The organism is Streptomyces sp. NPDC055078 (assembly GCF_053607985.1).
In genome coordinates this window covers 1-11,884 of the sequence record NZ_JBSGUP010000215.1, presented here as the reverse complement: position 1 = coordinate 11,884, position 11,884 = coordinate 1, and the positions used below count along the sequence as shown (strand labels likewise).

The 11,884-nt window shown below is 68.6% G+C and carries 15 protein-coding genes and 1 tRNA gene; 2 read left to right on the top strand and 14 right to left on the bottom strand.

Annotation, left to right across the window (positions count from 1 at the left end):
• Positions 1 to 492 precede the first annotated feature (492 nt).
• Complete coding sequence (locus ACWF94_RS19380; RefSeq protein ID WP_453489451.1) at positions 493 to 741, top strand: helix-turn-helix domain-containing protein; 249 nt, start codon at positions 493 to 495, stop codon at positions 739 to 741.
• Between the two features lie 43 nt (positions 742 to 784).
• Here the strand turns inward: ACWF94_RS19380 and ACWF94_RS19375 are convergent, their stop codons facing one another.
• The 3 genes from ACWF94_RS19375 to ACWF94_RS19365 all read right to left on the bottom strand — a co-directional run bounded on the left by ACWF94_RS19375 (position 785) and on the right by ACWF94_RS19365 (position 1,578).
• Positions 785 to 955, bottom strand: coding sequence for a hypothetical protein (locus tag ACWF94_RS19375; protein WP_453489448.1), 171 nt, complete (start codon positions 953 to 955; stop codon positions 785 to 787).
• A 76-nt stretch (positions 956 to 1,031) separates the two neighbouring features.
• Positions 1,032 to 1,190, bottom strand: coding sequence for a hypothetical protein (locus ACWF94_RS19370; protein WP_453489445.1), 159 nt, complete (start codon positions 1,188 to 1,190; stop codon positions 1,032 to 1,034).
• A 211-nt stretch (positions 1,191 to 1,401) separates the two neighbouring features.
• The gene (locus tag ACWF94_RS19365) at positions 1,402 to 1,578 is read right to left on the bottom strand and encodes a hypothetical protein (protein ID WP_453489442.1); all 177 of its coding nucleotides are present in this window, start codon (positions 1,576 to 1,578) and stop codon (positions 1,402 to 1,404) included.
• A gap of 117 nt (positions 1,579 to 1,695) precedes the next feature.
• Between ACWF94_RS19365 and ACWF94_RS19360 the strand changes: the two genes are divergently transcribed.
• On the top strand, positions 1,696 to 2,451 hold the full coding sequence (locus tag ACWF94_RS19360; protein ID WP_453489439.1) for an XRE family transcriptional regulator: 756 nt from the start codon (positions 1,696 to 1,698) through the stop codon (positions 2,449 to 2,451).
• A 60-nt stretch (positions 2,452 to 2,511) separates the two neighbouring features.
• On the opposite strand, the gene ACWF94_RS19355 is transcribed toward ACWF94_RS19360, so the two are convergent.
• The 11 genes from ACWF94_RS19355 to ACWF94_RS19305 form a co-directional block, all read right to left on the bottom strand.
• A tRNA-Met gene (locus ACWF94_RS19355) sits at positions 2,512 to 2,589 on the bottom strand.
• A gap of 7 nt (positions 2,590 to 2,596) precedes the next feature.
• Positions 2,597 to 2,923, bottom strand: coding sequence for a hypothetical protein (locus ACWF94_RS19350; protein ID WP_453489436.1), 327 nt, complete (start codon positions 2,921 to 2,923; stop codon positions 2,597 to 2,599).
• Between the two features lie 3 nt (positions 2,924 to 2,926).
• Positions 2,927 to 3,190 carry a hypothetical protein gene (locus ACWF94_RS19345; protein ID WP_453489433.1) on the bottom strand — a complete coding sequence of 88 codons (264 nt, stop codon included), beginning with the start codon at positions 3,188 to 3,190 and terminating at the stop codon, positions 2,927 to 2,929.
• Between the two features lie 12 nt (positions 3,191 to 3,202).
• Positions 3,203 to 4,030, bottom strand: a complete 828-nt coding sequence (locus tag ACWF94_RS19340) for an N-acetylmuramoyl-L-alanine amidase (protein WP_453489430.1) — start codon at positions 4,028 to 4,030, stop codon at positions 3,203 to 3,205.
• Positions 4,030 to 4,299 (bottom strand): DUF2829 domain-containing protein, encoded by a 270-nt coding sequence (locus ACWF94_RS19335; RefSeq protein ID WP_453489427.1) that lies wholly within the window; start codon positions 4,297 to 4,299, stop codon positions 4,030 to 4,032. The genes ACWF94_RS19340 and ACWF94_RS19335 overlap by 1 nt, the downstream gene beginning before the upstream one ends.
• A 65-nt stretch (positions 4,300 to 4,364) precedes the next feature.
• A complete protein-coding gene (locus ACWF94_RS19330) occupies positions 4,365 to 4,730 on the bottom strand; it encodes a hypothetical protein (RefSeq protein ID WP_453489424.1) in 366 nt (121 codons plus the stop codon).
• A 4-nt stretch (positions 4,731 to 4,734) separates the two neighbouring features.
• Positions 4,735 to 5,178 carry a hypothetical protein gene (locus tag ACWF94_RS19325; protein ID WP_453489421.1) on the bottom strand — a complete coding sequence of 148 codons (444 nt, stop codon included), beginning with the start codon at positions 5,176 to 5,178 and terminating at the stop codon, positions 4,735 to 4,737.
• A gap of 9 nt (positions 5,179 to 5,187) precedes the next feature.
• Positions 5,188 to 7,884, bottom strand: coding sequence for a hypothetical protein (locus ACWF94_RS19320; protein ID WP_453489418.1), 2,697 nt, complete (start codon positions 7,882 to 7,884; stop codon positions 5,188 to 5,190).
• A 9-nt stretch (positions 7,885 to 7,893) separates the two neighbouring features.
• A complete protein-coding gene (locus ACWF94_RS19315) occupies positions 7,894 to 10,617 on the bottom strand; it encodes a phage tail protein (RefSeq protein WP_453489415.1) in 2,724 nt (907 codons plus the stop codon).
• Positions 10,618 to 10,760: 143 nt separating this feature from the next.
• Entirely contained in the window at positions 10,761 to 11,252 is a 492-nt protein-coding gene (locus ACWF94_RS19310) for a hypothetical protein (protein ID WP_453489412.1), read from the bottom strand.
• The gene (locus ACWF94_RS19305; RefSeq protein ID WP_453489409.1) at positions 11,249 to 11,728 is read right to left on the bottom strand and encodes a phage tail tube protein; all 480 of its coding nucleotides are present in this window, start codon (positions 11,726 to 11,728) and stop codon (positions 11,249 to 11,251) included. The genes ACWF94_RS19310 and ACWF94_RS19305 overlap by 4 nt, the downstream gene beginning before the upstream one ends.
• Positions 11,729 to 11,884: the final 156 nt, after the last annotated feature.

Genomic DNA, 11,884 nt, shown 5'->3' with positions numbered 1-11,884 from the left:
TGTGCCCCCGGCAGGATTCGAACCTGCGACACCCGCTTTAGGAGAATGGCTTTTCGAACTTCCGGGGCGATCCCCGGACCTGCGATCTGCTGGCCATTGTTGCAGGTAGATGGCGTGTTGAGGGGGTCTCGGTGGGCTGGATCGGCAGTTTGGCTACACGTTGACTACGATCTTATGCAGTCTGACTACGCAAGATCGTCTCCTAAATATCTCCTAAATGATCAAGCTGTATGCGCTGGTCAGCGGGGCAGAATGAGAGCGGCCCCCTCCATGTACCGGAGGGGGCCGACCCGCGCCGAAGAGCAATGGGGGCCGGCCATGAATGCCCTCCGGCACGCTTGTTCGAACTCGCGTTCGATATCTCTAGGATATGGCGATCGTCACGAGGGCGCTATCACCCGGAAGGGTGAACTCCGCACGCAGGTGACGTCATGATCAAATGCGACCGTTTGGGCACTGACTCATGCTCCGACCACACAGAGCGTTTGTCGAGTGCCTGCCCGCCGTACACCCCGACCAGCCTGGGTCCTCGCCCGCCGCGTCCAGCTCGGCCACCGCATCGCCACCCTCCGGCGCCAGCGCGGCATGTCCCAGGACGACCTCGCCGACCAGGCCGGGATGGAACGCCGCAGCATCCAGCGCTACGAAGCAGCCGTCCGCGACCCGAGATTCGCCGACCTCCTCCTGATCGCCCACGCCCTCGGCACCCCGCTCGCCGATCTGGTCCGCGACGAGGAGTAGGGCCCCGGTCTGCCCGGCGGGGGACACGGGCAGGCCGGGGCGGTCAGCGGGTGTCGCGGCGTTCGAGGACGTGGCGCGGGGTCGGGGTCGACCAGAACGGTGTCTCCGGCTCGGGTGCCGGCGGGGTCGGTTCAGCAACCGGGACGGGGACGGTGGTGGTGCGGTGGCGGTTGATGAACCGGCGCAGCAGGGCGTCGATGAGGCAGCACAACACAGGCGTACTCCAAGCACGGTGGGGGTGGGGCCCCGGTCCGTCCGCTACGGGGGGTCACGGGCGGACCGGGGCGGTCTCAGGGGGCAGGGTCGGGGCAGGCCCAGACCTCGGTGTCGAGGACGTGTGCGCCGTCCCGTGCGCGGGCCAATCCCCGGTGCACGGCCCCGCTCGTGAGGAGCTGTCCGCAGGCGTAGCAGGCCCGGCCCAGCGCCTGGTCCCACGTCAGATCCCGCACCGGGGGCACGGGTGCAGCGCTGCATGGCGGGCGGGTGGCAGGCGCGGCTGGCTCGCAGTCGGCCGGATCTCGGTGCAGGACGACGCGGGTATCCGGCGCTGATGCGCGGGGTATCCAGCGGACGGTTCCCTCGTCGGTGTGACGGCCGCAGGCGGCGCACGGCCCGCTTCCGTGCTCGGGCTGGTCGTCCCACATGGGGCTCATGTGCGGCTCACCTGTCCGTGCAGCGGGTGCAGCGGCAGGGCGGGTACGCCTGGGACATCATCGGCACTTCGGCTGGTGGGAGTACGCAGCTCTTCACCGGTGTGCGGTCGAGCGTCTTCGGGTCGACTCGGTAGACGCTGATGGTGAGGTCCTTGCGGGCGGTGCCGTCACCTGTGGTCGTCACGGATGCAGCATGGCGTGGGTACTCTGCGTTGCGCGGCGTCGGTGCAGGCGTTATTCCGGCGACATCGGGGGCGTCATTTCGGTGTCATTCCGGAATGGTTCGGTCTACCGTTCCCTCATGGCCACACCGAACAGCGCACTGCGAGCGGTCCGCATGGGCCTGCTCATGTCCCAGGACGATTTCGCCCGTGCCGTGCGGGATGCAGGCACCCGCGCCGGGCAGCCCAACGACGCCAACAAGCGCCTCGTGCAACGCTGGGAATCCGGCGCGACCACCGCGCCCCGCCCCGTGTACGCGCGCGCCCTGGAGTCCGTCACCGGACTGCCCATCGATGCCCTCGGCTTCAGCGGCATGGTGATGGCCCGCGTCACCGAGGACGGCCACGGGGGCCACGATGTCGAGCCCCCAGCGGGCAGCGTCACCCCGACCGCCCACCCTCACGCGGACCCCAGGCCCTCGCACCGGAGCTACACGGGCGTGTGGCTCAGCCGGTACGAGTACTTCTCCAGCGGCCGCAGTGCCTCCTACGCGGGCCAGCACTATGTGGTGGTGCTCCAGCACGGGAACCGTCTCACGGCCCGCAGCCTGCCCGGGTCGTCGGACTCCCCCTTGACGATGGAGCTGGAGGCGGACGGCCACGTGGTCACCGGAGTCTGGACCGAGCAGACCGCGACCGATGGCTACTACCGGGGCGCGCGGTACCACGGCGCGATCCAGCTCCTCGTGGAGCCGACCGGCAGGCGCATGACGGGCAAGTGGGTCGGGTTCGGGAAGGAGTTCGACGTGAACACCGGGCCGTGGGAGCTGGTCTTTCAGGACGCCTCCACGAACAAGGCGACCCTGGCCGCGTACAACAAGCGGCCCGCCGCCTGACCCCGGGTACGACGAAGCCGCCCCCCGCCCAGCCCCGAAGGCCGGACAGGGGGCGAAGGGGGTTGCGGGGCCGGAGTCGAACCGGCGTCCGTACCGGGCATGACCCCGGCCGCTCTGTACCTGTTGAGCTACCCGCACCCCCTGGTCAGCGGAGGAGTGCGATCAGTCCGGTGGCCACGCCTGCGACTCCGGTCAGGGCACCGACCGCTTGTAGTGGCCAGCGGGTCTTCTTCCACTCCTCGACGTCGGCGCGGACCTCGGCGATCTCCTGGCTGGTCTCCGCGCGGAGGTCGCGCAGTTCCTGGTCCTTCTCGGCGCGGAGGTCGCGGAGGTCCTGCTCCGTACGGGTGGAGCGCTCGACGAGTACGGCGCAGGCGGTCTTGATGTCGCCGAGGTCCCGGCCGAACCCTGCGAAGTCTCCCCGCAGGCGCTCCAGTTCCAGGGCGACCTGCGTCGACTCCTGCGGCGTCACCACCTACACCCCCCGGGCCAGGGACGCCGAGTTACGCTCGGCTCTGAGCCGTGCGGCGAGTCCCTTCACCAGCGACACCGAGGCCGTGATCCCGCCGGTCAGGGCGGTGTACCACATGGACCCGTCCAGCGGCTGGGTGATCACCACCCCGGCGAGGAACCCTTCGAGGAACGCGGTGACGACGCGCTCGGTCAGGTCCTTCGCGTAGGTCGCGGCGGTCTTCACCACGGTGTCGGCACCGGGCAGGGAGTACGGACGGTCAGACATGAGGGTCTCCGATCAGGGGGTGATGGTGAAGCCGCGCTTGGCGGCGAGCTTCTTGAGGGACTCGGCCCCGGGCAGGCCGTCGGCGTCGGCGCCCTTGTAGCCGCAGCGGCGCTGCCAGGCGGCGTACGCCGCGACCGTGGCCGTGCCGAAATGGCCGTCCGCCATGTCGCGGGAGAGCAACCCCTCGGCAACCAGCGCCGATTCGACCACCTTCACCCCGTAGTACGAGACCGGGGTGCCCCGGCGGGGCGGGTCCGACCGAGCGGCGGCCACCAGCTTGGACAGGTCCACGCTCGGCTTCGCCCCGGCGCCCGGCTTCGGGGCCGGCGGCCGACCCCCCGGACGCGGGGCTCCCCGCTGCACCCACTCGTACAGCGCGTCCCCCGGGCAGGCCGTCGGGTGCCCGTCGCGATGCCCGCGGATCTCGTTGCCCCCGCCGTTGGTGCGCAGCAGGTCGACCCCGTCGCGGATCGCGTGGAGCAGGTCGTCGGTCGGCTCCGTCAGGCCCTTCGACCCGATGAGCGCGACGATGGCGTAGTGGACGCGGTTCAGGTCCGCTGTCCCGTTGGCGCCGGTCCGCTTGCGCAGGCCGCGGCCTTCCAGGAGGTAGCCGTGGACGCAGGCGGCGTAGTTGTACGCCACATCGCTGTAGCTCTGCGTCTTGTCGGCGAGGTGCGCGCGGCGGACGTTTTTCCACTGGGCGATGCACAGGGCGTGGTCGTCGGCGAGGCTGGTGGAGACGGTGGTGCCGAGGTAGTGGACTTTCACGCCGCGCGTGCTGGATTGGGTGGGGGCGGCTGAAGCGGGCCAGCCGAGGGACGTGCGGGTGACGAGCTTCATCACACCCGCTCCCAGTCGTCGGCAAGGGCGTCGGTCTGGCTGATGACCCACGGGACGAAGTCGCCCTGAGCGGTGAACATCATCAGATACGGCCTGAACCGGCACACGGTCCCCTCCTCCAGACCTGTGGCTTCGGCGGTGTTCGCGTTGATCGGGATGCCGTCGGGGTAGCCCTTCTGGTGCACCACGAACATCCCTTTGCCGTTCCAGCCGGACCGGGCAACCCGGGCACCAGCCTTGAGGGCGCTGAGAGCGTCTCCGAAATCCATGTGTCCTCCTGGGCAGCAGAAAGCCCCGGGCCGGAAGGCGCGGGGCGGCGGGGGTTGGGGTGGCGTCAGGTCTCCATGAGGCCCTGGAGCCACAAGTTGCCGTTCGACGCGACGATCGTGGATGGGTCCACCGGGGTAGCGGACGCGCCGCTGTAGAGGTAGATGCGGGACAGGCTGAGTCCTGCGGAGATGCCGCACCGCAAGTCGATGGCGGCATACGTCTCATCCACCGTCACCTGAAGCGAGGTCACACGGACCGCACCGACCGCGTGCTGCACCTCGATATGGTCCGGGCGCCCGACGACCCCGGTGATCCCGGATGGCCGATGCCCGCTGTCGCTGATCACATTCCAGCCGGAGCCGGTGTTCCGGAGCGCCCCGCCGATCACCGCCAGGCCGGTCCCTGCCGTCGTGGACAAAATATGGGTCACCACCTCATACCTCCTCATAAATCGTGACGATCAAGGACGAATACACGCCCTGGAGCATCAGCTGATTGTTCGGCAGCGTGACCACCAGGCCGAGCGTGTGCGCACCCGCCGACGCAAGGACACCCGGGAAGGTCTGGGATACGGTGGCGCGGTCGTTGACGTGCCCCGAGGTCTGGAACACCGCAAATCGGTCGGCTAGGACGCCGTCGACCTTCAACCGGCCACTGGCGAGAGCGTTGGTCCCCGTGCCGATCTGGTCGAAATCCCAGACCGCAACCGCCGTGTACGTGGCGTTCGGCATGGTGGTGGACAGGTTGATCGACGTCGACGGCACGTCGAAGTCAGTCACGGGCCCGGTGGTCTGCACGGAGCCCACAGCCTCATAGGTCCGTGGCTGGAGCCGGTTGAGCTGCCCGGCGGTGACGGTCTGTCCGGCCAGGATCGGCATCGGCTCCTCCTAAAGTGCGGCGCGCATCGGATGAGTGAGGCTCAGGGAGGCACCCGCTGAGTGCGTCTTGCTGATGCCGTTGACGGCCCGTACGACGGTGAACGTCTGCGGGCTGGACGCCCCGCTGATCGCGGTGACGGTGACCTCCTCGCCTCCGCAGGTGACGGAGAACGGGAACATCGCGGGGAACGCCGCGCTCGTGATCCACAGCGGTCCGGCTGTCACCGCGACTGACCACGACGTCGCCGACGCGGACACCCCCGTGGACAGTTCGGATCCGTCCGTGTCCGCGCGTCCCAGGATGGGATCCTCGACCACGCCCACGGTCCACGGCCCGGCAGGGACGCACACGAGATCGAGCGTCCACTCGAACTCGCCGAAGTGATCCTCGAAGCCTTCGACCATCAGGTCCAGCGGCCCCGGCGGCAGATGGTCCGGCAGCCCGGTGATGCGGACGACGTCGCCCTCCATCAGGTCCAGCACCTGGGCTACGAGCTGCGGGTGCTTGTGCAGCAGCAGCCGCACCCGCGGGTACCGGTACTCATCCCACGTGCTCAGTGACACCAGCCATCCGGCGATGTCCGCGAGCGGGCCGTCCGTGTGCAGGGAGCGGGTGACGGCCTCCTCGTACGGGCCGATGCCGTCGGGGTGCGGCAGCACCGACATGGGCCCCTGTTTGAGGGTGGCTCTGGCTGAGCTACCGCCCTCGCGGGACACGGTGATGTCGTTGCGGGCGGCGTCCTCCACCACCGGCTCGAACGGGTGCGTCAACTGCGCATAATCGATCACGAGTGCGGGGGTCTGGTTGTAGAGAGACGCCCGCGTCCGGTACCCCAGAGCGAGCCGGTCCCGCTGCTCGAACAAAATCCCGCCGTCTGAGTCCTCGCACTCCTCCAGCAAGCTCAGTAGCTTCTCCGGGCCCTGCGGACCCATCTGCATCGACCCGCCCCCGTAGACGGCGACGGGTACCTGCTCCTCGCCGCCCAAACGCATCAGGCGGTCACCCGCGCTCTCGCCGAGGAAACCATCGTCCGCGCGGTCGTAGATCAGCGTGTTGGAGCTGCTGAAGATCCCGACATGGCCGACGACGATCCCGGCCGCCGAGGCTCCGCAGCGGGTCGTCGTCCGCGTCACAATCCCCGACGTCCCGGCGACGAGGACCTCAACGCCGTACCCGATACCCGAGACATCGATCCACCCCAGGTGGTACTCGACATTGGGCCCGATCTGGTTGGCGATGACCTCCAGCCGGTTCCACGTCCCGTAAAACGCCGTGGTCGCTGCGTTGAGGAAAGCGACCTCCGCGCCGAGGGAGTTGTAGCCGTGCAGCTCAATCGCCCCACCACCCGCCGACAGATTCACCGTGAGTTTGCGGAGCGGGCCAGTGGTCCGGAACTCCAGAATCTCCGTCGCCGTCGCAGGCAGCTCATCCATCCGATACACGTACGTCACCATCCACGCCCCCGTCGGCGCGTACGGCGGGATCTGAGCATCCATCGTGATGGACCCGCCGCCCACCATGCGAGGCAGCGCCGCAGACCCCGGCAGGCTGCTCTCCGCCCCGTACTGGAGCCCGGTAGTCCGCAGCGGCGGCACCCCCGCGATCGGGCTGTACGCCTGATTCGAGGCCGCCTCATCCTCCATCGGCCAGTAGGCCACCACGCTCGGCTCGGACGGGATCCGGCGCCGCAGCGTGGACTGGAGCGCCCCCCGGCCCGTCTCCAGGCGCCGCAGCAGACCCGCCCCCTGGACCGGCACGGTCACGTTGTGGCCGGAGGTATGCCACCGTGGCGTCCACTCCGGCACCTCGGTCAGACAGCGGACCCGCCGGCGGCTGATCGTCGCCCCGCCGGCCAGAGTCCACGGCCGTCCCGCGCTGTCCGTCCAGTTGGTGGTGCCGGGGGCGAGTCCGGTGAAATTCGGTGCCGCGACGAGGGTGCCGTTGATGCCGTTGCGGATCTCCATGGTGTGGATGCGGCCGACCGCGCCCGGGAACCCCAGGTCCGCCCAGCCGTCGCCGACGCGGACCGGGGCGGTGCTGGCGAACACGGACGTGACGCCCGCGGTGACGACCGGGGCGCCGAGTTGGGTCCACGGTCCGGAGATGGTCCGGGCGGTGTAGAAGGTCACCGTGTGCCCGGAGGCCCCGTTGTTGACGTCCAGGGTGACCCGGACGGCGAGGCGCCCGGATGGGGGGACGGGGAGGTCGACCGTACTGTCCCGCTCGATCGCGGACGTGCCCGCGGTCGACCACTCGAAGTGGAGCCTGCGGTTGCGCGCGAGGAGCAGCCACGACCTCTGATTGCCCGCGATCGTGCCCTTCCCGCACAGCTCCACACTGCCCCCGGCCAGCCAGTTGTCGAGGGACGCGTCGAGCCGGATGTCGAGGTCGCCGGTGATGTCCAGGCTGGCGTGGTCGACGGTCGTCGCCGCGCCGGGGACGTGCAGCGCCCCCGCGCCGCCGTCCACACTCAGCCGTAGCGGCGTGTTCCGCCCCAGCAGACCGAAGTACGGGCTGCGAGGGTTGCGGTTGTCGTACAGCCCCAGGGGCGACTCCAGCGTCAGGCCGATGTCCGCCGCCTCCGTACGCGCCCCCCGCGACCTCCGCCCACGCGTATGCGAGATCCCCGCCGCATGCCGCACATGACTGATAGGGGTCCAGGTCGAGCCGATCTGCAGCTCGACCTGGGCGTCCGGGAACGCCATACCCGCCTCCTATCGTCGTGTGCCGTACCGTCGGCTGCCGAACGCACGCTGAACGTCCCCGCCGCCCTTGACGTCAACCTGCGTCCGGATCTGCTCAGCCAAGAACTCGCCCCACTGCGTGCCGTCCCCGCGGACCTCCCACACGATCCGCTGCGCGCCCGCCCCGCCCGCGCCTGCGAACGCCGGCGCACCGCCCATGCCGAGGCCCGGCATCCCGCCCGCCGGGAGCGCCAGCGGACCGCCCACGCCGCCCAGGTGGGCCTGCGCGGCGAGCCGCCGGGCCGCCATCCCTACGGCATCCCTACGGGAGAGCATGCCCGCTGCCAGGTCCCGGGCGATGGCCTGCCCGGAGTAGAGGGTGTAGCCCTTGCCGGAGAAGGGGCCTCGCTTGGCTGGGGAGAAGGGGAAGAAGTCCCGCGCCCTGCCGACGACGGAGGACGCGGCGCGGCCTACGTCGCCGATGCGGGACATGATGCCGTCGATGAAGCCCTGGATCAGCCGTGAGCCGGAATACCAGAGCAGCCGTCCGACGTCGCCGATCGCCTCCGTCATCCGCCCCGGGAGCGAGCGCAGGACGCGAGTCGCGCCGTCGCGGAGTTCGCCGACTTTCTCAACGAATTTCAGGGCCATTTCGCCTGCGCGACGAGCCACGCCGGAAGCGATCTCCGCCGCGATGCGCGGGATGTTTTCCTTCATCCACTGGAATGCCTCGCCGGAACGGCGGCGAAAATTCGCTACGAAGGTAGCGGCCTGCTTAAATGCCTCGTCCCAGTCGCCCCGGAAGAGGGCTGAGACCGTCCTCAGGGCGGGTGCCACGAATTCGTCAATGAAATTCGTCAGCGTTTGTAGTGCGCCGACGAGGAGGCCGCCGAGGAGGCGTGCGAGCGGCCCCACGTAGGGCATGATTTTTTCGAGGAACATGATGTTGAATTCGAGTAGCTGGACGATGAGCGGGCCCAGCTCGACCATCAGTTCGGAGAAAGCCGTCGCGAGTTCGCCGAGTTCCGGGCCTAGCTCGATCAGCAGTTCCAGCAGCAGCGGGAAGAGATATGCGGTCAGTTCCAGGATTTTCGGCAGGAATTGCTCAAGAATGCCGGGCAACTTCTCCAAGATCGGCTTAAGTTGGGTGGCCATATTTTCGGCGACCTGCTTCGCGACGGGCGCGAGCTGCTTGAACAGCTCACCCAGGAACGCAAAAAGCGGCGTGAGCAAGGGGAGGATGTCGGTCGCCAGTTGCATGGCGAGGACCAGGAACGGGGTGACGACGGGGATCAGCTCGGCGAACGCGCTGGCCAGCTCAACGACGACCGGCCCGAGTTCTTTGATCAGCGGGCCCATTTGCTTGCCAAGTTCTTTGATCAGCTCTCGGATCGGCGGCCCGAGGATCTTGAAAATGGGCAGCAATTCCGTGAGCGCATCGGACAGGAGCGGCAGGGCTGTCGCGACCAACGTGCCGACCGTTTTGGAGATTTCTCCTAGTGCCTCCTGGAATTCCCGCGACCCCGTGAACGCCTTGAAGGCTGCTGAGATCTTTTCCAGGACCTGAAGGAAGCCGCCGCCGCCCGCCGCAGTGCCCTTGAGGATGTTCCCGATGCCGCCGAAAATGTTTTTGGCGATGCCGCCCATCTGGCCGAGGAGATCGATCGCCGTCTCAATGGCATCCTCCATGCCACCGGACTCAAACGACTTGGCCATCTTCTCGGACAGGCGGTCAAAAGCATTCCCGCCCGCTTTGGTGAGCCGCTCGAAAGACGGGGCAGCCGCTGCGCCGATCTGAATGAGCCCCTGGGTTACCTGACCCGGAATACGCGAAAGGTTCTTGAGACCCCCAGTGGCCCCGTCGAGCGCGACCCCCAACGTCCCGTTCTTCGCCATCTTCGACGCCGCAGAACCGACTCCCTTGCCCATGAGGTTCAGGGCTCCGGCGGCGTCGGTCAGCCCCTTCTTGAGGACTGGCAGCGTCGTCACGGCCATGTTCTTCATGACCGTGTCCATGCCGCTGAACAGCTTGTCCTGCACGGCCTGCTGGAGTTCCTTGAACTCGGGGGCCAAGCCTTTGACCGCGAGCGCGAACGAGCGCGCATTCGGGGAGAGCTTCTTCAGCGCCTCATCGAACTCGGCCGCTTTCGACGGATCGAGCGCGGCCGACACCGCATCGGACACGCCGACCATGCCGAGCTGGAGCGCCTTTGAGGCGAGCTGGACCGCGAACAGCGCCGTCACCGCGACACCAGCCGCCGGAGCGATCTTCGCCACCGCCGCAGCCAGCCCCGCCACCACCGGCACCGCAGCACCAGCCACAGCCGCCACCCGGCCCAGCGACAGAGCAGCCGACCCGATACCGGATGCGACACCCCGCAGCCGACTGAGGTCGATGTCGCCGATCCCGGACCGCAGCCGCCCCCACGCCCGGGAGACCTGCGCCCCCATGCGGCTGCTCTCATCGCGCAGCCGCTGGAACCGAGCCCTGATCGTGCGCGACTGGGCGTCCGCCACCGAGTTGTAGACGGTGACGATGCGCGTGCCGGCGCGCTCGGCATCGGAGAAACCATCGGCCAGGGCGCGTCCCATGACGGCTGACTCGTCGACGAACCGGCCGCTCAGGTCCCGCAGTCGGCCGTTGACGTCGAGGCGGAAGCCCTCCATCTGCAGCTGCGACCGGGCAAGGTTGCGGTTGAAGTCGGATCCGTCGGCGCGGATGTAGCCGACCAGTTCGCCGATGGTGAGCGACACGCGATCACCCCCGGGTGGTCAGCCGCGCAGGGCGGCTCGGATCTGGTCTGGGTCGTCGACGATCGACAGTTCGTCGCCTGCCACCCGGCGGAAGATCGCCTCGGGCGACAGGCCGTTGAGGAGGACCGAGAATCGCCTGCGGCTCAGGCGGACGATGTCGCGCGGCCCGAGCCGGTACTCCCGCTGGAAGTCCGCTTCGACCGCCCACCAGTGCTCGCGGATCGCGGTTTCGACGCGGCCCGGCGTGCCGCCCGGTTCGGCTGCGCCATTGCTTTTCCCGGGTCGTCGCTCGTGACGACCTCGTACGCCTCGCTGAACGTCATCTCCCGGCCGCTGGCCTGCGCCATGCCCCACGTCAGCACGGTCATCAGCTGGAGCTGCCCCATGCCGCCAGCGGCCCACTGCTCGAAGACGCCGTCGCCGAACAGGATGTCGACGAGGTCCGCGAACTCCTCCAGACGCGAGGATTCGTCGAGGTCTCTGAGGGCTTCTGCGCGCTCGGAGAATCCGAATGGCATGTCTGCGGGCACGGGGACGGTGACGCCGTAGATCTCCTCGGTGCGGTTCCCGAAGGTCTCGCGGGTGAAGTCGTCCCACGACTGGTGTGCCGCCCGCTTGGGCTTGGGGGCGGTCATGCGATCGCCGCCGTGGTCGCCGGGCCGGAGCGGGTGATGGTGACCGCCCAGGCGGCCTTGTCGTTGTTGCCGCCGCCCTGGTCGCCGAGCTGGAAGTGCGCGTTGGGCCAGACCTCCCAGGTGGTGTCACCTGGGGCAGCGAAGCGGAAGCCCACCAGGGAGTCGTCACCGAGGCGCTTCGCCTGCGCCTCCACGAGGGCCTGCCCCGGATCCAGGGCCCCGGTGACCGGGTCCTTCAGGCGAAAGCCCTCCAGCGTGATCGTTTTGCCTTCCTGCATGTTCTGGGATTCGGCGCGGCCTTCGGAGCCGAAGGTGGTGGTGTCGGCGGTCTCGTACTCGTGCGACTCCGAGAAGGTGTTGATGCCGCCTTCGCCAGCGCCTCCCTTGGCGGTCCGCAGAGGCACCCAGGTGCCGGGCGCGAGGAAGTCCTCGACTTCGAACCTGCAGTCCCTCGCGTTGTATTTCTGTGCTGCCATGTCTCCTCCGGGCATGACGAAGGCCCGCAAGCCGGTGGGCTGCGGGCCAGGGTGGGATAGGGGTCAGACACCCCATGTCGTTGGGTGTCAAGCGGCATGGGATTGGGCGTGGTGTGACCAGGCGGTTGCTTCGTCGTAGCGGGTACGGGTTTTGAG